This is a genomic window from Pleionea sediminis, from assembly GCF_007570825.1.
Classification (GTDB): Bacteria; Pseudomonadota; Gammaproteobacteria; order Enterobacterales; family Kangiellaceae; genus Pleionea; species Pleionea sediminis.
The window spans coordinates 249,382-268,451 of record NZ_SUNB01000001.1; the positions used below are offsets into that span (position 1 = coordinate 249,382).

Sequence of the window (19,070 nt, forward strand, 5' to 3'; positions counted from 1 at the left end):
AAATACTTAAAGAATCCCGCTTCAGCGGGATTTTTGTTTTTTATTGCTCTTGAAAAAATGATTGCGAACCTTAAATACAATTTCAGGTCTCAGTTAAGTCATTAATCTTCGAGGAATTAATAATGAAATCATGGGTTTGGTCCCTCGCTTTAATTTTAGCTAGCACCTGGGCTGGCTCCATTAGCAGCAGGTTACCGCAGCAAGTTGGAACAACACCTCTGCCAAGCCTTGCACCAATGCTTGAAAAAGCTAATCCAGCCGTGGTCAATATTGCAACCTCAGCCACGATTGAAACACCACTTACCCGCGATCCTTTTTTCGGCTTCCTGATTCCAGGACAGCGTCAACGCCAGGCAAACAGTTTAGGTTCAGGCGTGATTATTGATGCTGACAAGGGAATGATTTTAACAAACCACCATGTCATTCATGGCGCCGATGAAATTCAAGTGACATTGGAAGATGGTCGAGAACTCAATGCTAAAGTTGTCGGTTCTGATGAGGAAACTGACGTTGCCCTACTGCAAGTAGAAGCAAACGATTTAATCGCTATTCCACTCGGCGACTCAGATGCACTACGAGTCGGTGACTTTGTTGTGGCTATTGGCAATCCCTTCAGCCTGGGGCATTCTGTCACTTCTGGTATTGTTAGCGCCAAAGGCCGTTCTGGCCTCGGTATTGAGCGCTTTGAAGATTTTATTCAGACAGATGCTGCCATCAATCCGGGCAACTCGGGTGGCGCTTTAGTCAATTTAAATGGCGAACTCATTGGTATAAACACGGCGATCCTAGGGCCAAAAGGAAACATCGGCATTGGTTTTGCGATTCCCATTAACTTGGCAAAAACCATTACTCAGCATTTGGTCGACTATGGCGAAGTGCGTCGCGGTCTAATCGGAATTGCGGTACAAGAGTTAACCCCCTCACTCGCTCGTGCACTCCGAGTAAAAGACAATATTGGTGTCGTTGTTACCGAAGTAAGTCCTGATTCGTCAGCTGCAAAAGCAGGCATTCAAACAACTGATATTTTACTTTCTGTTAATGGCCGAAAATTAAAAACCCCCTCAGATCTTTTGAATCAAGAAGGGTTACTTCCTGCTGGGAGCAAAATTACCTTGGAAATGATTCGCGACAATAAACCTTTGTCCATCGATTTAACTCTTGATGAACCTAAAATTAACTTTGAGTCAGGTGACGATTTTCACCCGCTTTTAACCGGCGTCCAGCTTGGCGAGAAACAAGGCGTTGTTAGTGAACGCGCGGCGATTGAAGTTATCAGTATCGATCGACGTTCTCGCGCAGCCTATTACGGACTTCAACCAGGAGATAAAATTACTGGGGTCGGACGATATCGAGTAAGAAGCTTCGATGATTTAAAGCAGATAATGCCATCAGCTAACCGGGCCTTGCCGCTCCGAGTCACTCGAGATAACGAACAATTCCTCATCGTTATTCGATAAATAAGTCCTTCTGTAACTATCCCCGGAGCTTTTTGTTCCGGGGTTTATTTGTTCTGAGTCCATACTAAGGTAAAATCGAAGCAAATCACCATTATAAAAGACGAAAACATTGGTATTCTGGATCAAATACATTAGTGCTGGACTTCTCGCTGCCTTTTTTTACTTGCTCATTATTTCTGACTCTCAAGCGAGCATCGATTTACGCAAATGGCTGGCGAATCGGTTGGTTCATTCTGTAGAAGAACAGCAAAAACCCATCGTTAATCATCGGCCCTTTGCCGATCAATCAACCTATGCTGATGCAATCGCCGCTTCCGCACCTTCTGTCGTCAGTATTCAAACGGTAGGTAAAGGAAAGTTATCCAAGAATCCAAATCCAACCAGTATTGAGGATAAATATCTCGTTAATGTCGGATTAAACGTCGGTTCTGGCGTTATTATCGATAGTCGAGGATACGTTGTTACCAATTATCACGTAGTACACGATGCTGAATCCATTAAGGTTCAACTATCGGACGGTCGGCAAAAGATTGCGACTTTAATCGGCAGCGACAGGGACACCGATATCGCATTATTACATGTTGACCTTGATAATTTGCCAACGCCCAAAATCAATAATGAAAGAAAAGTAAATACCGGCGATGTGGTCTTCGCCATTGGCACTCCCTATGGCTACTTTGACCAAACCGTTACCATGGGTATTATCAGCGCGACTCGGTTAACAACGGCAGACTTCCCTATTTACCAAATTGATGCGGCAATTCATCCAGGAAACTCAGGAGGAGCATTGATAAATGCGTATGGCGAAGTCATTGGAATTACCTCTCAACAACTTGCTGCGCGTGGTCAGGGTGCCGCACAAACAGGTATTAGTTTCAGCATTCCATTTCCGGTCGTCCAGGAAATTGCATCAGATCTATTAGACGATGGTAAAGTGAGCCGAAAATGGCTTGGTTTTTCAGCCACCCAACTGTCACAACGTGGTCACGATTTGTACGCGCCCAACGAAATAGAGTATGGCCAAGGATTTGCCGTCACTAGCATTGATAAGAATGGACCTGCGGATAAGGCTGGTTTGCAATTTGGTGATTATGTGTCACACATAAATGACCAGCCAATTACCTCTATCGAACAGGTTTACCGCGTGGTTTCGCAATCAAAACTTAATGACCAACTAACGCTTAGAGTGTACCGAGACAAAAGCAGAATGAAGGTCATTATTACGGTCGCCAAATATCCCAAATCAGCTCAATAAGCAAGTTGGAAAACAGAGTTTTAGTTCACCAACCAGCCGTACTTTTGAGTGACAGGAAACCCTGTTTTGATCAGGATGGAATTCGACGAATTTTGGCGCCCATCAGTTGCAGCTTTTCTTCGATACATTCATAGCCGCGGTCGATGTGATAAATGCGGTCTACAATGGTATCGCCTTGAGCCACCAATCCAGCCAGAACCAAACTCGCAGATGCTCGTAGGTCAGTCGCCATAACTTGCGCACCATTTAATTGCTCAACCCCTTTGATAATCGCTGTATTGCCTTCAATACGCATATCTGCATCCATTCGATTCATTTCTGGTACGTGCATAAAACGATTTTCAAAAATGGTTTCGGTGATGGTCCCGGTTCCCTCTGCAACCGCATTAAGAGCAGTAAATTGAGCTTGCATATCTGTGGGAAATCCTGGGTAAGGCGCCGTCTTGATATTAACAGATTTAGGTCGACGCCCTTCCATATCAAGCTCAATCCAATCGTCACCGATAGTGACCTTCGCACCCGCCTCTTCTAATTTCATCAATACTGAGTCCAATATTTTCGGATCGGTATCTTTCACCTTAACCCGACCTCGCGTCAACGCAGCAGCCACCAAGTAAGTTCCTGTTTCAATACGATCGGGTAATACTTTATAAGACGTCCCTTTTAAGCGCTCAACACCTTCGATGACCAAGGTATCGGTGCCAATTCCGCTTATTTTTGCCCCCATTGAATTCAAACAATTCGCTAAATCAACGACTTCAGGCTCACGCGCCGCATTTTCGATTACAGTTTTGCCTTCAGCTAGAGTTGCCGCCATCAAAATATTCTCTGTTCCAGTCACACTCACCAAGTCCATAAAAATATGGGCGCCTTTCAAGCGACCTTCACTTCTCGCTTTGATATAACCGCCCTCAACCTGAATTTTCGCACCCAAAGCTTCTAACCCTTTAATATGCAAATCTACCGGGCGAGTACCAATAGCACATCCACCAGGGAGAGAAACGTCGGCCTGACCATACCTGGCCACCAGGGGACCTAACACCAAAATCGATGCTCGCATCGTTTTGACCAGCTCGTATGGCGCTTCGAAGCTTTTGATTGTGCTGGTGTCGATTTCGACATTCAGTTTTTCATCAATCGTCAAACTGCAGCCCATGCGCCCTATCAATTCGATGGTTGTAGTGACATCATGCAAATGCGGAACATTGCCTATTGCGGTCATTCCGTCAGCTAACAAAGTGGACATTAATATTGGCAAAGCAGCGTTCTTTGCGCCAGAAATGCGAATTTCTCCAGAAAGCGGTTTTCCGCCGGAAATTAACAACTTATCCATTCAAGGCTCCGAATTGCAATCGATCTTTGGGTTTGATTTTGATGAGTCGCAGTAACGACTGTTTAGTATTTAGTTTAGACGGTTTAACCAACTTGTAACTTTTGCGCTTTATCCCACTCTGCGGGCGTGTAGGTCTGGATAGACAAGGCATGAATCGCACCGCTCTGGATATGCTCATTCAATACAGCATAAACCATTTGTTGTTTTTTCACGGGACGCTCGTTGGCAAAAACATCGGCAACGACACGAACTTTAAAATGACTTCCGTCGCCTTCCGCAGCTACGTCAGCTCCTTCAAAAGCCTGTTCCAGTAAATGCTTAATTTCTTCAGGCGCCATAATACTAATACCTTTCGATCAATTCGCGTTAAAAGGGCGTAATTTTGACTGATGCATCGAGCAGTGTCCAGTTGAATAACACCCACATAACCACTTTGTACTTATGGTTATGTAAAAATTTGTCACGATTTCGTTCAGGTATTTCTTATTTAAATGCGTAGAATAGGATGCATGATGCCAATTAAAGTAAAAACCTCTTGATTCCTTTCGGAACAATCTCTTTAATGAGCGCCTTTGAATTATTTGGGGTGATATTCTAACCTATGATGTTTCAGTATTTCGCACTGGTGGTTTCAGGCATTGCCCTGCTCGTCTGGAGCGCCGACAGATTTACCGACGGTGCAGCAGCATTTGCGCGCAATCTGGGCGTTTCTCCACTTATCGTTGGATTAACCATTGTTGCGGTTGGCTCTTCAGCTCCCGAAATTCTCATCTCGCTCAACGCCTCAATTGAGGGCAAACCGGGCATGGGACTTGGGAATGCTCTGGGTTCTAATATTACCAACATCGCTTTTGTACTCGGATTTGCAGCTCTCATAAAACCACTCCATGTCAACTCAGGCACCATAAAAAGAGAATTTCCTGTCTTACTAGGCATCACCGTATGGGCTTGTGTTCTACTAATCGACGGCGATTTAACGCCTTTTGAGTCTTGGCCACTCATTATCGCTTTAGTCCTGTACGTTGGCTGGCTCATTCACATAGGTTTAAAAACTCGAGTCCGGCAAGATTTGATGCTCCAGGAAATCGTCGAAGAACTGCCCGATAATATGACAAATGGTAAAGCGGTTATGTGGATCATCGTTGGGATGGCCTTATTGCAACTAAGCTCAAAAATGTTGGTTTACGGAGCATCGAATATCGCCGAGCAATTTGGCATCAGTGACATAATTATCGGCTCCACCATTATCGCCATCGGCACCAGTCTCCCCGAATTAGCAGCAACTGTCGCTGGTGTTTTAAAGGATGAAGACGAGATGGCTCTCGGAAATGTTATTGGTTCAAACATCTTTAATATTCTGGCGGTGATGAGCTTACCAGGCATTCTTGTGGGAATTAATTTTGAGGCAGACCTATTTAAGGTTGTTTGGTTGAATGCCGCACCTATGCTGGGTTTAACCATTGCCATGGGCATTATGGGATATGGGTTTAGCAAACAACATGGCCACATTACGCGGTTAGAAGGTGGGCTTTTAATGGGCACATTTATCACCTGGCTTGCAATTAGCGCACTCCAGGAGATGGGGAAGCTTGGTTAATCAAGCTTTCATTCTCGAAATAAATAACCGCAATTCAAGATAACTTGGGTTATACTCGGAACGCATGAGCTAACCTTATTCTACAAATCAACTTTTTTGCTTATATGTCTGATCACAAACGTTTTATTGAGCTTGGCCGCTCCGTAATTAATATCGAAAAGCAAGCCATAGAAAAATTGCAGCACTCGATAAATGGCGACTTTGCTCGCGCCTGCGAGCTTCTCATTAATTGCCAAGGCCGAGTGGTCGTAACAGGCATGGGTAAATCAGGTCATATAGCCAATAAAATTGCCGCGACATTGGCGAGTACTGGTTCTCCCGCTTTTTTTGTTCACCCCGGAGAAGCTAGTCATGGCGATCTTGGAATGATTACGCGAGGCGATGTCGTACTTGCGCTGTCGAACTCCGGTGAAACAGGAGAAATTACGGGTATTCTGCCAGTTTTAAAAAGAAAAGATGTCCCGCTTATTAGTATGACTGGCAACAAAAATTCCACACTGGCTCAGTTATCCGACGTTAATTTAGACACCAGTGTAGAGAAAGAAGCCTGCCCATTAAATTTAGCGCCTACTGCCTCAACCACTACTGCGTTAGTGATGGGCGATGCACTTGCGGTAGCGCTACTCGATGCCAGAGGGTTTAGTCCCGACGACTTTGCTTTATCTCATCCGGGAGGCTCTCTTGGTCGAAAACTTCTGTTAAAAGTCGAAGACATTATGCATCAAGGCGATAGTGTCCCGCGCGTAACAGAACAAGTTTTATTAAAAGATGCCCTGTTAGAAATCACTCAAAAACGTCTGGGTATGACCGCTATTATCGATGATTCCGATTGTCTTAAAGGAATTTTCACCGATGGTGACTTACGGCGCTCAATTGAGAAAAAAGTCGACTTTTCCGCAACACCCATTCATCAAGTCATGACGATAAATTGTCAAACCGTTACCCCCGACATGCTTGCTGCGGAAGCTGTTCAAATTATGGAAAAGAAAGCGATTAACTCGCTCATCGTTGTTGACAAAGATAACTGCGTCGTTGGTGCGTTAAACATGCATGATCTGCTAAAAGCTGGAGTTGTTTAATGGAACTACCTAACCTTTCTGAAAAATTACTCCAAAAAGCAAAAAACATTCAACTTTTGATTATGGATGTTGACGGCGTATTGAGCGATGGGAAGGTTTACTACACTAATAGCGGTGAAGAAATTAAAAACTTTAATATTAAAGATGGTCTCGGTATAAAGCTGCTTCACAAAATAGGAATTAAAACCGCAATTATTACTGGTAGGCACTCTGCCATTGTTGAAAAAAGAGCTCAAGAATTGGGTATTCACCATGTATTTCAAGGAACAAGCGACAAGCGTGCTGCCTTTCAATCTATATTAAAAAACGAAAATTTATCATCTAACCAAGTCGCCCATGTCGGTGATGACTTACCCGACTTACCATTAATGAAACAAAGTGGGTTAGGAATAGCCGTAAAAGACGCCAACTGGTTCGTTAAGCAAAATGCTGATTGGATTACAGATGATAAAGGTGGGCAAGGTGCCGTAAGAAATATTGCTGAATTACTTCTGATCAGTCGAGACATGTTGGAAGATGTATATCAGGATTATTTAACATTATGACGTTCAAACGTCTCGCACCTTATGCCATTGCAAGTATTGTAGTAATATTACTCATCGTTAAATTCATGTCAGCTCCAAATAAAAGTTCGATATCCTCAACTAATGATTCTTTTACTGGTGAATATAAAATTAAAGGTATGTCGATTCAGCAATTTGACTCACTAGGAGAAAAGATTCATGAAATTAAGGCACAAGAGTCGATAGCCTTAAATGAATCGTTGATTATTCAACAACCCATTGTCTCTACACGCGTCAACAATTCAAGTTGGACTTTAACAGCTGAAAAAGCGGTAACGAAAAACCAGTTTCAATCCCTGGAACTAAACAACCAAGTGGAAATACAGCAAACAAAAACAAGTCTACCACTCATCATGAAAACAGACTCATTAATTTATTCCTCACAAAATAATTTGATTTCCTCATCAGCAGAAGTGTCTATTATAGACGGTACTTTTCAGTTGAAAGGTACAGGCTTTAAGCTTGACCTGAAAAACCAGTCTTATGAAATATTAAGTCAGGTCGAGGGGCAGGAACAATAATGAAATATTTTGCTCTCCTTTTTACCAGCTTTTTTTTCTCAGTATTTGTGTTCGCTGATGAGACTCTCAAACAATGCTCCCAATCAAAACTCACAGCCGATAGCTTGTCTGGCTCACGCGTTGATGGAGTCATTGTTCATAGAGGAAATGTCAACTACTGTGATCCCAATGCCGCTTTTTCAGCAGACAATCTGACACTTCGTCGACAGAAAGATAATGTCGAAATGCATGCTGAAGGAACCCCCGTAAAGATGAATCAAACTTCCACCGAATTTAAACTCAATGTCAACGCAAGCTCTGTCAATTATGAGCCACAAAAACTTCAGTTTTCATTTTTCGATAACGTCAAACTCAACCTGGAAAGCACAGCACAAAACTTTTCAGTTTCGGGCCGTCAATTACAATACCAATTTCAAAAAGACGAGAAGCTCAAACCAGCAAGCATGAGAGCTTCTGGAACCCCCTTAAAACTTGAATTGAACAATCAAACAGAAAAACTCTCTGCCGAAGCAAAACATTTGAACTTTGACTATCAATCTAACTCTCTAACGCTTGAAGGTGATGTAAGGTTTTTGCAAGCTGGCGATTTAATTAAAGCAGAGAAGTTAATTTACAATACAAAAGACAAGTCTTGGGAAGTACCCTCGATTAAAAACAAACGCATTGAAATAATTAAAAAATCAAAACTATGAGTCAGCTAAAAGCATCACACCTTGCAAAAGCTTACAAAGGTCGAAAAGTTGTTAAAGATGTTTCGATGCAAGTGCAACGTGGCCAAATTGTTGGCTTACTTGGCCCTAATGGAGCAGGTAAAACAACGTCCTTTTACATGATCGTTGGCTTAGTGCCTCAAGACCAAGGTTCCATAACCATTGACGATACAGATATCTCAAGCAAAGCTATGCATGAGCGAGCCCAAATGGGTATTGGCTACTTGCCACAAGAAGCGTCAATTTTCCGTAAGCTGTCGGTAACGGATAATATTATGGCAGTACTTGAATTAAGAAAGGATCTAAATGATGAACAACGCTTACATGAGTTAGAAAAATTACTAGGAGAATTTCAAATTGAGCACATTCGTAATTCTCTTGGTATGAGTCTATCCGGTGGTGAACGGCGACGCGTTGAAATTGCGCGAGCACTGGCAAACGATCCCAAATTTATTTTACTTGACGAGCCCTTTGCTGGAGTCGACCCAATCTCAGTGAACGAAATTAAACAAATTATTCAGCAACTTAAATTGCGAGGTCTCGGTGTTTTAATCACTGACCATAATGTGCGTGAAACACTCTCTGTTTGCGAACATGCATATATTGTGAACGCAGGAGAGCTAATAGCTGAAGGATCTTCAACGGAAGTATTGTCAAACGAACTCGTTAAGAAAGTTTATTTAGGTAACGAATTTAACATTTAAGTGACTGTTTTTCTCACTAAAATATTGCGCTTGGGCTTGAAAAAGTTACAATGGGCCATAACTAAGATATCAGTCAGATTCATAATAATATTCACGCTTTCTAGCTGAATTGCTATTATTATAGTAAGCGTAAAATCTAATGTTTTGGTCGAGGATCAAACCTTTTGATTTTCAAAGGAAAGTGTTTAACAAACGAAGATAACGGCTACAACGATACTAAATGAAGCCCTCCTTACAACTTAAAATTGGTCAAAGCCTGACCATGACCCCACAACTGCAACAAGCCATACGGCTTTTGCAGCTTTCTAGCTTAGATCTTCAGAATGAAATTCAAGAAGCGCTGGAATCAAATCCAATGCTTGAGGGCAATGAAGAATCCAACGAAGTCGACAATGACGCCTCGAAGAGCGATGATAAAGTAGCAACAGAATCCTCAGAAATAGATTCAGCAGAAGCCTTAAAAAATGAAAACATTGAAAAAGAGCTTGCTGTGGATACGCAATGGGAAGACTGGCAATACACACCATCCTCATCAATGTCTCGCGGCGGTGATGATAGAGATTTCGAATATCAAGGCGAAACATCCGAATCATTACGAGACCATTTAATTTGGCAGTTGGATTTAACGCCAATTTCCGAGAGAGATAAAGCCATTGCTTTAATCTTAATTGATGAAATAGACGATGAAGGTTACATCCGCACGCCATTAGAAGAAGTTCTCACACAGCTCAACTCTGATGAGCAAGATGAACTTGACGAAATTGTTGAACTAGAAGAAATTGAAGCCGTTTTAAGGTTGATTCAATCTTTCGATCCTATCGGCGTCGCTGCGAGAAATTTAAAAGAGTGCTTACAACTTCAATTAAGACACTACTCAGACGAGGATCCTTTTTGGCTTGAGACAAAGCAACTAGTCGAAGAACATTTTGATGCGCTGGCAGCACGCAACTACAAACAAATTATGCGCCAAACTAAATGGCCAGAAGATTTCCTCAAAGAAGTCATGGGCTTTGTACAAAAACTTAATCCTCGGCCCGGCAGCAGTGTTTCAACAACGGGTTCGGAATATATCGTACCCGATGTTTTTGTCGCTAAAAAAAATGGTCGGTGGACGGTTGAACTCAACCCTGATTGCGCACCGAAACTAAGAATAAATACCGACTATGCATCCCTTATAAAACGTGCCGATTCTAGTTCTGATAACACCTATTTAAAAAATAACCTGCAAGAAGCCAAGTGGTTTATAAAGAGTCTACAGAGCCGTAATGAAACCCTGCTCAAAGTTGCCTCATGTATCGTTGAAAAGCAGCTCGATTTCTTCGAATACGGTGAAGAGGCAATGAAACCACTCGTATTGTCCAGCATTGCTGACGAAGTTGAAATGCACGAGTCAACCGTATCCCGAGTGACCACTCAAAAATACATGCACACACCAAGAGGTATTTTTGAACTTAAATATTTCTTCTCGAGCCATGTGAGTACCTCAGCTGGCGGCGAATGTAGCTCAACGGCCATTAGAGCGTTAATTAAAAAGTTAATTGCCGCAGAAAACTCGGCAAAACCTCTAAGTGACAATAAAATTGCAAATTTATTAAAAGATCAAGGTATCAACGTTGCTCGTAGAACCATCGCAAAATATCGTGAAGCAATGAATATTCCACCTTCAAATGAACGCAAATCCCTGATATAAGTCAAATGTATGAAATATTTAATATCAGATAATAGATTTATCGAGTTATTTCAAAGAGCTTTATGCACTTTGAATAGCCAGCGAATGCTGAAGCAGTTCTTCAGTTTATCATCTCCACAAAAGAAGGAAGTCGACTATGCAAATTAATCTCACCGGTCACCACGTCGATATTACTGAATCATTACGCAATTATGTTCATGAGAAGTTCGAAAAGCTCGAGCGGCATTTCGACCACATTAATAACGTTCACGTTATACTTAGCGTAGAAAAACTGAGACAATCAGCAGAAGCAAAACTCAACGTCAATGGTGGTGAGATATTCGCCAACGCAGAAACCGAAGATATGTATTCAGCCATTGACTCTCTTATAGATAAGCTTGATAGACAAGTTATCAAGCACAAGGAAAAAATGATTCGCCACTGATTTATGGGCTTTTTAAATTGTCTGAAACTGGAGCGCACCCGCGTAGGTGCGCAAGCTTCCAGTAAAAAACGCGCATTTGAAATGTTAAGTGAGCTAATTGCTCACTCTTGCGATCAAATGTCAGAACAAAATGTTCTTGATAGTCTGTTCACTCGAGAAAGATTAGGGTGTACGGGCATTGGTCGCGGCATTGCGATTCCTCATGGAAGATGCAATAGTTGCAATGGTCCCGTATGCGCCATTCTCATGCTTGACAGCGCAGTCGACTACGACTCTCCCGACGGGCAACCTGTCGATATTCTTTTTGCTGTCTTAGTTCCAGAAGACGCACACGATGAACACATCGAATGTTTGTCTAGCATTGCCAATTTATTACAGCAAGATGGGTTTTGCCGTCAGTTGCGTAACGCCTATAATGATCAAGCGCTGTATGATATAGTCAAAACAGGTTTCGAAAAACAAACACATAACCTCTAACTAACTGTTTACGCATATGAAACGAGTTATTCTAAGCGGACGCTCTGGCTCCGGTAAAACCGTTGCACTCCGCGCGCTTGAAGATCAAGGTTTTTATTGTGTCGACAATATTCCATTGTCACTCGTTCCTCAGTTGGTCGAAACTTTTGAAGTGAAGCATCAAGATTTGGCACTGGGTATCGATGCTCGTAGCTTTCCTGGCGATTTACAAAAGTTTTCAAACATTCTCGAAAATATCAGCAATAGCGGCGAGCGTTTTCAGGTTTTTTACATCGATGCTGATGACGCTACGTTATTAAAACGATTTAGCGAAACTCGCCGGCGTCACCCATTGACCCAAAATGGCTATTCGCTTAAAGAAGCACTCGCAAAAGAACGTGAACTTCTAGAACCCATAGCTCTAGCCGCCGACCTATTAGTTGATACTACATCAATGACGCCCTATGCTTTGCGCGACTTTATTCGTGAGCGAGTCTTGTCGGAGCGGGAAGCCAAGATGGATATTTTGTTTGAATCCTTTGGGTTTAAAAATGGAATTCCAACGGAAGCTGACTATGTTTTTGATGTCCGATGTTTACCAAATCCATACTGGGATCCAGCTCTCAGAGAATACAATGGAACACAGCAACCAATCATTGACTATTTGGATCAACAGCCTCTTGTCATGGAATTATTTTGGCAGTTAAAGGTATTTTTACATACTTGGTTGCCAAGGTTTGAGCAAGATAATCGCAGTTATATGACCGTCGCTATTGGCTGTACCGGAGGGCACCACCGAAGTGTTTATATGGCAGAAAAACTCGCGGCATATTTTCGTCAAGAACGGCCTTCAACCAAAATTTCGCATCGCGATCTCAAACACTAATCACCCAATCGGAGGGACGATATGAGTCACATCAGTGTTCTAATTTTGTCTCGTTCAATGGCAGGTGCCGAGTTACTCGATGTTGTTCGCAAACGCAATGATGGCATAGGCATAGACTGCCACACTCTGACATTCAATCCAGAAGCGTCTGAGAATATAATTTTTCCTCATATATCGGGGCGTATAAACAACATCGACAAGGGCTCAGGAGTCCTTGTATTAATCGATAGTGATGCCACTCACAAATCTTTGTTTGAACAACTGAGTCAACTGCCCAATGTCGTTTGCGTTACTGGCTTCAATGATGCCATGATCAATGCCTTAAAGTTTTGTCAAAACAAGTCGCTTGATGAGGCAAGTGATATTGTTATTGAAGCAGCCAAAGACTCTATTCGTTCGGTTTAAACGCACTCAGACAGTAGGCAGCAAAAGATGATAAAGAAAAGCTGTACCATTGTGAATGCCAAAGGCATGCATGCCAGAGCCGCCGCAGAAGTGGTTAAACTAGTTGATCAATTTCAGTCTGATATAACCATTACTCACCAAGGTAAACAGGTCCCCGCCGATAGTCTTATTCATCTGCTCACTCTCGCAGCAAATTGCGGGAAAACCGTTGAAATTTGCGCCAATGGCCCTGATGAACAGCGGGCGATTGACGCCTTAGAAAAGCTAATTCGCGACGGATTCTATGAATCCACCTGAATTCCCTTCGACTATAATTCTAGAAACGCTATAATCTCTGTGCGCTAAGCCATTGCAAAATATAGTTTTTTAATTTCCAACTAAAAAGAGTGATACATGGTCGAATCGGTCGAACAAGAGCAACCAGATAACCAAATCCAGCAGCTGAATGAAGCTCTAGATAGCGGAATGTTTGTTCATGTTCGCATGATGCTAAATGACATGCCACCTTCAGATGTCGCTCATTTACTTGAATCGTCACCTCCGCGAGCAAGAAATTTAATCTGGAAACTGGTCAACGTTGAGCTCGAAGGTGACATTCTCAATTACCTTAATGAAGAGATAAGAAGTAGCTTTGTCGATCAAATGGCGCCTGAACATCTGGCTCAAGCGCTAGAGGGCTTAGAGGTTGACGACCTGGCTGATATTCTCGGCGAGTTACCCGAAAGCGTTTACCTCGAAGTTATGGCTTCGATGAGTGAGCAAGACCGACATCGAGTTGAAGCCGCTCTGATATTCCCAGAGGACTCTGCCGGCGGCTTAATGAATATCGACACCATCACGGTGCGCGCTAAAGTTACCGTTGATGTTGTTTGTCGCTACCTCCGAATGAAAGGGTTACCCGACTCAACCGACAGCATTTATGTCGTCGACACTCATGATCGACTGTTAGGCGCCGTGAGCTTGGCGTCACTCATTACTTCGAAACCTAGCGTTCTGGTTGAAGAAATTCTCGATGGCAATGTAGAAACCATATTAGCAACATCCTCAGATACCGAAGTTGCGCAAATATTTGAACGCCGAGACATCATCTCTGCGCCAGTTGTCGATGAAGATGGAAAGCTTTTGGGCCGTATCACCATTGATGACGTGGTCGATGTCATTCGTGAAGAAGCTGAACATTCGCTAATGAGCATGGCCGGTCTGGATGAAACCGATGACACATTTGCTCCCGTTTGGTCATCAGCCAAACGCAGAGCGGTCTGGCTGGGTATCAATTTACTCACCGTATTACTCGCATCTCAAGTGATTGGTGTTTTTGAAGATACCATTAAACTGGTTACAGCACTGGCAATATTGCAACCCATCGTTCCGAGTATGGGTGGTGTTGCAGGAACTCAAACATTAACCCTGGTTATTCGTGGCATGTCGCTAGGTCATATCGTATCGGGGAACAGCCGCTGGCTTGTACTTAAAGAACTCGGCGTCAGTTTAATTAACGGATTCTTCTGGGCAATTGCAGTTGGCACATTAACTTTCTTCTGGTTTGATCGAGAACACTCGCTATTACTCGCAATTGCTATTTCCGGCGCCATGATCGTTAATTTAGTGATGGGAGTGTTTGCGGGCGCCACATTACCAATGATTCTGAAAAAGTTTAATATGGATCCCGCTTTGTCAGGTGGCGTTATTCTCACCACCATTACTGACGTTGTCGGTTTTTTTACTTTATTAGGATTTGCGACTTTATTTTTTACCTAAAAAGCTCACTAACTCTCTGCTTCAAGAAGGTGTACAAAGTTATTCATTACCAGCGATTGTCATACCATCAATAATCATTGAGCCGCAAACAACCGGTGATCGTAAATCTAAATCGTTACCCAATATCCGTACATTTTGAAACATTGATTTTAAATTTCCTGCAATTGTTATTTCATTTACTGGAAACTGTATCTTTCCATTTTCAACCCAAAATCCTGACGCTCCCCGAGAATAATCGCCGGTAACAATGTTAACTCCCTGCCCCATGACATCAGTTACCAGAAGTCCGGTACCAAGTTCTTTCAGCATCGCTTCGTAGTCTTTGTCACTGTGACTAATAAAAACATTGTGTAAACCACCTGCGTTGCCCGTAGTTTCCAACCCTAACTTTCGCGCCGAATAACTACTCAAAACATATCCTTCTAGCTTGCCATCTTTTACAATATCTCGATCTTTGGTTGCGACACCCTCGCTATCAAAATAAGTTGATGCTAAACCACCGACTATATGAGGTCGCTCATTAATGGTTATGAACTCTGGAAATACAGTCTGCCCGATAGAATCCACAAGAAAAGACGCGTTGCGATAAAGAGATCCACCCTGAATAGCACTGAAAAAGTGACTAAATAAACCTCGTGCAACTTCAGGAGTCATCATGACCGGAGCTTTACAGGTTTTCATTGGTCTTGCTCCAAGATGGCTAACAACACGCTCGGCTGCCCGACGTCCAACAGATTCCGGAGACTCTAGTTTTTCTAGCTCGCGACTCAAGGTATACCAATGATTTCTTTGCATCCCTTTTGCATCTTCTGCAATTAACACATTACTCATGCTATAACGAGTACTCGTGTTACTACCTATAAAACCGTGTGAGTTCGCATACACTCGAGCAAAACGATGGGCCGACATTCCGACACCATCGGATTTCTTTACCCGCTTATCCGCTGACAACCCGCTTTCCTCACATTTCAAACACAACTCAATCATTCGCTCCATCGGTAAGTCACTGGGATGATCAAGCTTTAAGTCCTGAATATTTTGCGCCATCAGCGATTTATCGGCCAAGCCAGAAAAAGGGTCTGGAGAAGTATATCGGGCAATATTACAGGCTTTTTCCACCGCTTCATTTATCGCGGCTTCACTCGTATCTGTTGTTGATGCCGTCCCTTTTTGATGACCAATAAACACACTAATACCAAAACTACTGTCTTGATTAAATTCAACGGTTTCTACGTCTCCATCTCTAACTTGTATTCCGATCCCAGTATCTTGGCTAACACCCACCTGAGCGCTCGTTGCACCTTTATCTTCAGCTAAAGAAAGAATTCTTTCACAAGTCGATCGCATAGTTTCAACCTTTTCACTCAGGTTGATTGACTTTAGAGATGTTGAAGGTTGATTTGTCACGCAAACTCCCTAAAAAAGATGAAAATTTTAAATTCTGTAACTAAACTCATAGTCACTTTTGCCAATAATATCACGCTCTTTGCAGAGTCACTAACTTGGTTATATATTTTCATTTGATAACATTAAAATAAGCATCTCATATGCAATTAAAAAAAGTTTCTGTCATTTTGCTCATAGCTTTGACTCATACGAGCCATACATTGAGCTTTGAAGACAGTCTTGAACTCGAAGATGGAGTGTTTGATCAAAGCTTACCAATTGTTTTGTCCGCAACCCGTCTCAAACAGCCAAAAAGTGAAACTCCCGCTGCAGTAACGGTTATCGATCATGAAACTATTTCACAAATGGGTTTTCGAACTCTTGCAGAGATATTTCGCTTAGTTCCTGGAATGTATGTCGGCTATGAAAGGGGGCACCAACCAGAAATTGGCTATCACACTCTTGCAGGTGAAAATAGTCGGCATCTGCAAGTATTAATTGATGGGCGTTCCATTTATCAACCAGCACTCGCCCGCATACTATGGAAAGACATACCCATTGATTTGCAAAAAATTTCTCGAATAGAAATTATAAGAGGTCCTAATACTGCACTATACGGTGCTAATAGCTATTTAGCAGTCATCAACATCATTACCTTTCATCCCGAAGATCGGCTCGGAGGTCTAGCATCGATAACCCATGGCAACCATGGAATTAACGACGGACAAGTTAACTACACCCAAAATAGTGGCAATTTTTCTTTCGATGTTACTGCCGGATATCATTCTGATGACGGTTTTGAAATTGATAGAAACGATGAAAAAAGATTCGACAAATACGATACTCAATTACTCAATGCCGATTTTAAATGGCAACAAAGTAATAATGATTATTTTCGATTTGAGTTTGGTATCGCCGAAAGCGAAAAACAAGTCGATGACCTTGACGACAGCGAAATCACAGATTTTCATCCGTTAGATTTAACCAATGGATTTGCTCAATTTTCATTTGCTAAGTCAACATCACTCAAAACAGAATTTAAAACACAGGCGTTTATTTCTCGCACTAACATTGAAGAAAACTGGATAAGCTGTTTACCTGCACTCTTTCTATCGACAGAACTTTACGATTTGTACGATCTCGATCCAGCATACACGGTAAGTGTCATTAGCAACTTGCCAGCGCCTCCGACTCCAACGGGTGATCCAGAAATCGACGCTCAAACTCAGCTTGTCATACAGCGCTTACTCAATGGAGGCGCAGAAACTGTTTGTGGCACAGCCAACCAGGACATGAAAGAGCATCGGTTTGACTTTGAAACTCAAATGACAACTCAGTTAGAAAGTTCGAGAATTGTTGCCGGTCTTAGTTATCGAAATGATAAAGCAAAATCAGAGAGCTATTTTTCCGGCACGACGTCTAAAGATATTTGGCGACTATTTTCCAACTGGGAGTTAAGCCCGGCAGAATCTTGGCGGATTAATCTTGGTGGAATGTACGAAAAAGATAATTTAGTTGGCTCAACACTAACTCCACGCGCAGCAGTAAATTGGCTGTATGAAGCCAATCAAAGCTTACGAATCATCTATAGCAAAGCTAACCGAAGTCCAGATTTATTTGAATTTGATAACGACCGCAGTTACCTTCTTCGCAATTTGGTCGATACCACAGGAGCGCCAACTACAGTCAACAGCACAGACTCTTTTGCTTTGTTTTATCAGCACTCACAAAGTACCAGCGATCTTGATTTTGAAGAAATACAAGCTTGGGAGCTGGGTTGGTACTTCAGAAACGCTTCACAAACCATTGAGTTTGATGTTCGACTATTTAAAGAAGAGCTCGAAAATCTTTTAGAAGGATCAACATCAATTGCACTCTTTTCCCTTGAGAATTCAGGAGAAGTAGATGTCACGGGAATCGAAGCACAATTTGAATGGACACCCAATGCTTCAACTAAATTCATGGGCACCTACTCAAATGTTGACCATACCAACCTGACAGACCTTTTTTATCGAAAAAGTGGTGCAGAACGAACATATTCGCTTCATTCCATCTTTGAATTTGAAAATAGCTTTACAGTTGCCGGCAGTTATTACCGTTACAAAAACTGGTTCAGAACAGATTTTGAGCGATTTGATGCCTCAATAAACTATTCATTTAACTTAGGTGATTATAAACTCGATACTCGACTTTCTTATCAACATCGATTCGATGAAGATTATTTACTAGATCTTCGCAATAGATACACAAATCCTGATAAAATTTACGCAACAATATCGTTAAACTGGTAAGCATTACATGAATTATCACCCTGAGGACATCGATCTGGACGATGAGCTCGATCCCACCGACGAAGACTTTCAAAGTAAAACCCAGATAAAGCAAGAGCTTAAAGAAATCACCGCTTTCGGTGTCGATTTATCCGAACTGAGCATCAAGAACCTAAAAAAATTGCCACTCACGGAAAGCATCATTGACGCCTATGGAGACTTAGAACGAATTAAAGGCAATGAAGCAAGAAAACGTCACTTTAAGCGCATTGGAAAATTACTTCGAGAAGTCGAGTTAGAACCGATAAAACTCGCATTTGAGAGGTATAAACGTGGTTTACCACTAATGGAACCGAAAGAGTCTGAAGCAGAAAAGTGGTTCGATCGATTAATCAATAAAAATGAAAACGCAGAATTGTTTATTGAACAGTACCCACAATGCGATCGTCAACAATTACGACAACTTATTCGCAACACACTCAAATCCCCTAAAAAATCAAAACCAAAGTTATTGACTTATCTTGACGCTGTTATCAACACTTAAGCATAAGCACAAAAAAGCCGTTCACTTAAACA

20 protein-coding genes are annotated in these 19,070 nt (G+C 42.2%); 17 read left to right on the top strand and 3 right to left on the bottom strand.

All coding sequences use genetic code 11. From position 1 onward, the window contains the following. The first annotated feature begins 122 nt into the window (after window positions 1–122). Together FAX86_RS00925 and FAX86_RS00930 are read left to right on the top strand one after the other, a co-directional pair. Complete coding sequence (locus tag FAX86_RS00925; protein ID WP_144391458.1) at window positions 123–1,457, top strand: DegQ family serine endoprotease; 1,335 nt, start codon at window positions 123–125, stop codon at window positions 1,455–1,457. A 109-nt stretch (window positions 1,458–1,566) separates the two neighbouring features. Beyond that, entirely contained in the window at window positions 1,567–2,712 is a 1,146-nt protein-coding gene (locus FAX86_RS00930; RefSeq protein WP_144391459.1) for a S1C family serine protease, read from the top strand. Window positions 2,713–2,782: 70 nt separating this feature from the next. Here FAX86_RS00930 and murA read toward each other — a convergent pair whose 3' ends face one another. Together murA and FAX86_RS00940 are read right to left on the bottom strand one after the other, a co-directional pair. Beyond that, the gene (gene murA / locus FAX86_RS00935) at window positions 2,783–4,045 is read right to left on the bottom strand and encodes a UDP-N-acetylglucosamine 1-carboxyvinyltransferase (RefSeq protein WP_144391460.1); all 1,263 of its coding nucleotides are present in this window, start codon (window positions 4,043–4,045) and stop codon (window positions 2,783–2,785) included. An 83-nt stretch (window positions 4,046–4,128) separates the two neighbouring features. After that, a complete protein-coding gene (locus tag FAX86_RS00940; protein ID WP_144391461.1) occupies window positions 4,129–4,383 on the bottom strand; it encodes a BolA family protein in 255 nt (84 codons plus the stop codon). Window positions 4,384–4,646: 263 nt separating this feature from the next. Here FAX86_RS00940 and FAX86_RS00945 point away from each other — a divergent pair, with 263 nt between their 5' ends. From FAX86_RS00945 to mgtE, 13 genes are all read left to right on the top strand, one after another. Further along, window positions 4,647–5,642: a calcium/sodium antiporter gene (locus tag FAX86_RS00945; RefSeq protein ID WP_246128470.1), complete on the top strand. Its 996-nt coding sequence runs from the start codon at window positions 4,647–4,649 to the stop codon at window positions 5,640–5,642. A gap of 104 nt (window positions 5,643–5,746) precedes the next feature. After that, complete coding sequence (locus tag FAX86_RS00950; RefSeq protein WP_144391462.1) at window positions 5,747–6,721, top strand: KpsF/GutQ family sugar-phosphate isomerase; 975 nt, start codon at window positions 5,747–5,749, stop codon at window positions 6,719–6,721. Next, the gene (kdsC, locus tag FAX86_RS00955; protein ID WP_144391463.1) at window positions 6,721–7,266 is read left to right on the top strand and encodes a 3-deoxy-manno-octulosonate-8-phosphatase KdsC; all 546 of its coding nucleotides are present in this window, start codon (window positions 6,721–6,723) and stop codon (window positions 7,264–7,266) included. Before FAX86_RS00950 ends, kdsC begins: the two co-directional genes overlap by 1 nt. After that, a complete protein-coding gene (gene lptC, locus FAX86_RS00960; protein ID WP_144391464.1) occupies window positions 7,263–7,805 on the top strand; it encodes an LPS export ABC transporter periplasmic protein LptC in 543 nt (180 codons plus the stop codon). The genes kdsC and lptC overlap by 4 nt, the downstream gene beginning before the upstream one ends. Further along, window positions 7,805–8,497: an LptA/OstA family protein gene (locus FAX86_RS00965; RefSeq protein WP_144391465.1), complete on the top strand. Its 693-nt coding sequence runs from the start codon at window positions 7,805–7,807 to the stop codon at window positions 8,495–8,497. Before lptC ends, FAX86_RS00965 begins: the two co-directional genes overlap by 1 nt. After that, on the top strand, window positions 8,494–9,219 hold the full coding sequence (gene lptB / locus FAX86_RS00970; protein ID WP_144391466.1) for an LPS export ABC transporter ATP-binding protein: 726 nt from the start codon (window positions 8,494–8,496) through the stop codon (window positions 9,217–9,219). The genes FAX86_RS00965 and lptB overlap by 4 nt, the downstream gene beginning before the upstream one ends. Window positions 9,220–9,439: 220 nt before the next feature. Continuing rightward, window positions 9,440–10,909 carry an RNA polymerase factor sigma-54 gene (locus tag FAX86_RS00975; protein WP_144391467.1) on the top strand — a complete coding sequence of 490 codons (1,470 nt, stop codon included), beginning with the start codon at window positions 9,440–9,442 and terminating at the stop codon, window positions 10,907–10,909. 136 nt (window positions 10,910–11,045) lie between these two features. Then, the gene (gene hpf, locus FAX86_RS00980) at window positions 11,046–11,333 is read left to right on the top strand and encodes a ribosome hibernation promoting factor (RefSeq protein WP_144391468.1); all 288 of its coding nucleotides are present in this window, start codon (window positions 11,046–11,048) and stop codon (window positions 11,331–11,333) included. Window positions 11,334–11,336: 3 nt separating this feature from the next. Beyond that, window positions 11,337–11,810 (top strand): PTS sugar transporter subunit IIA, encoded by a 474-nt coding sequence (locus FAX86_RS00985; protein ID WP_144391469.1) that lies wholly within the window; start codon window positions 11,337–11,339, stop codon window positions 11,808–11,810. 16 nt (window positions 11,811–11,826) lie between these two features. Beyond that, window positions 11,827–12,675 carry an RNase adapter RapZ gene (gene rapZ / locus FAX86_RS00990; protein ID WP_144391470.1) on the top strand — a complete coding sequence of 283 codons (849 nt, stop codon included), beginning with the start codon at window positions 11,827–11,829 and terminating at the stop codon, window positions 12,673–12,675. Between the two features lie 21 nt (window positions 12,676–12,696). Beyond that, complete coding sequence (locus FAX86_RS00995) at window positions 12,697–13,080, top strand: PTS sugar transporter subunit IIA (protein WP_144391471.1); 384 nt, start codon at window positions 12,697–12,699, stop codon at window positions 13,078–13,080. A gap of 27 nt (window positions 13,081–13,107) precedes the next feature. Continuing rightward, entirely contained in the window at window positions 13,108–13,377 is a 270-nt protein-coding gene (locus FAX86_RS01000; RefSeq protein ID WP_144391472.1) for an HPr family phosphocarrier protein, read from the top strand. A 96-nt stretch (window positions 13,378–13,473) separates the two neighbouring features. Beyond that, the gene (gene mgtE, locus FAX86_RS01005) at window positions 13,474–14,838 is read left to right on the top strand and encodes a magnesium transporter (protein WP_144391473.1); all 1,365 of its coding nucleotides are present in this window, start codon (window positions 13,474–13,476) and stop codon (window positions 14,836–14,838) included. 39 nt (window positions 14,839–14,877) lie between these two features. Here the strand turns inward: mgtE and pmbA are convergent, their stop codons facing one another. Then, window positions 14,878–16,245, bottom strand: coding sequence for a metalloprotease PmbA (gene pmbA / locus FAX86_RS01010; protein WP_246128471.1), 1,368 nt, complete (start codon window positions 16,243–16,245; stop codon window positions 14,878–14,880). A gap of 140 nt (window positions 16,246–16,385) precedes the next feature. Between pmbA and FAX86_RS01015 the strand changes: the two genes are divergently transcribed. Both FAX86_RS01015 and yjgA read left to right on the top strand, forming a co-directional pair. Then, entirely contained in the window at window positions 16,386–18,515 is a 2,130-nt protein-coding gene (locus tag FAX86_RS01015; RefSeq protein WP_144391474.1) for a TonB-dependent receptor plug domain-containing protein, read from the top strand. A 7-nt stretch (window positions 18,516–18,522) separates the two neighbouring features. After that, window positions 18,523–19,038: a ribosome biogenesis factor YjgA gene (yjgA, locus tag FAX86_RS01020; RefSeq protein ID WP_144391475.1), complete on the top strand. Its 516-nt coding sequence runs from the start codon at window positions 18,523–18,525 to the stop codon at window positions 19,036–19,038. Window positions 19,039–19,070 lie beyond the last annotated feature (32 nt).

Excerpts from the sequence above, each read along its gene's own strand:
- FAX86_RS00995 (WP_144391471.1), top strand. The coding sequence starts at position 12,697 with ATGAGTCACATCAGTGTTCTAATTTTGTCTCGTTCAATGGCAGGTGCC.
- FAX86_RS00965 (WP_144391465.1), top strand. The coding sequence starts at position 7,805 with ATGAAATATTTTGCTCTCCTTTTTACCAGCTTTTTTTTCTCAGTATTT.
- FAX86_RS01015 (WP_144391474.1), top strand. The coding sequence starts at position 16,386 with ATGCAATTAAAAAAAGTTTCTGTCATTTTGCTCATAGCTTTGACTCAT.
- kdsC (WP_144391463.1), top strand. The coding sequence starts at position 6,721 with ATGGAACTACCTAACCTTTCTGAAAAATTACTCCAAAAAGCAAAAAAC.
- FAX86_RS00975 (WP_144391467.1), top strand. The coding sequence starts at position 9,440 with ATGAAGCCCTCCTTACAACTTAAAATTGGTCAAAGCCTGACCATGACC.
- yjgA (WP_144391475.1), top strand. The coding sequence starts at position 18,523 with ATGAATTATCACCCTGAGGACATCGATCTGGACGATGAGCTCGATCCC.
- hpf (WP_144391468.1), top strand. The coding sequence starts at position 11,046 with ATGCAAATTAATCTCACCGGTCACCACGTCGATATTACTGAATCATTA.
- murA (WP_144391460.1), bottom strand. The coding sequence starts at position 4,045 with ATGGATAAGTTGTTAATTTCCGGCGGAAAACCGCTTTCTGGAGAAATT.
- lptB (WP_144391466.1), top strand. The coding sequence starts at position 8,494 with ATGAGTCAGCTAAAAGCATCACACCTTGCAAAAGCTTACAAAGGTCGA.
- FAX86_RS00950 (WP_144391462.1), top strand. The coding sequence starts at position 5,747 with ATGTCTGATCACAAACGTTTTATTGAGCTTGGCCGCTCCGTAATTAAT.
- mgtE (WP_144391473.1), top strand. The coding sequence starts at position 13,474 with ATGGTCGAATCGGTCGAACAAGAGCAACCAGATAACCAAATCCAGCAG.
- rapZ (WP_144391470.1), top strand. The coding sequence starts at position 11,827 with ATGAAACGAGTTATTCTAAGCGGACGCTCTGGCTCCGGTAAAACCGTT.
- FAX86_RS00940 (WP_144391461.1), bottom strand. The coding sequence starts at position 4,383 with ATGGCGCCTGAAGAAATTAAGCATTTACTGGAACAGGCTTTTGAAGGA.
- FAX86_RS01000 (WP_144391472.1), top strand. The coding sequence starts at position 13,108 with ATGATAAAGAAAAGCTGTACCATTGTGAATGCCAAAGGCATGCATGCC.
- FAX86_RS00985 (WP_144391469.1), top strand. The coding sequence starts at position 11,337 with ATGGGCTTTTTAAATTGTCTGAAACTGGAGCGCACCCGCGTAGGTGCG.
- lptC (WP_144391464.1), top strand. The coding sequence starts at position 7,263 with ATGACGTTCAAACGTCTCGCACCTTATGCCATTGCAAGTATTGTAGTA.
- FAX86_RS00945 (WP_246128470.1), top strand. The coding sequence starts at position 4,647 with ATGATGTTTCAGTATTTCGCACTGGTGGTTTCAGGCATTGCCCTGCTC.
- FAX86_RS00925 (WP_144391458.1), top strand. The coding sequence starts at position 123 with ATGAAATCATGGGTTTGGTCCCTCGCTTTAATTTTAGCTAGCACCTGG.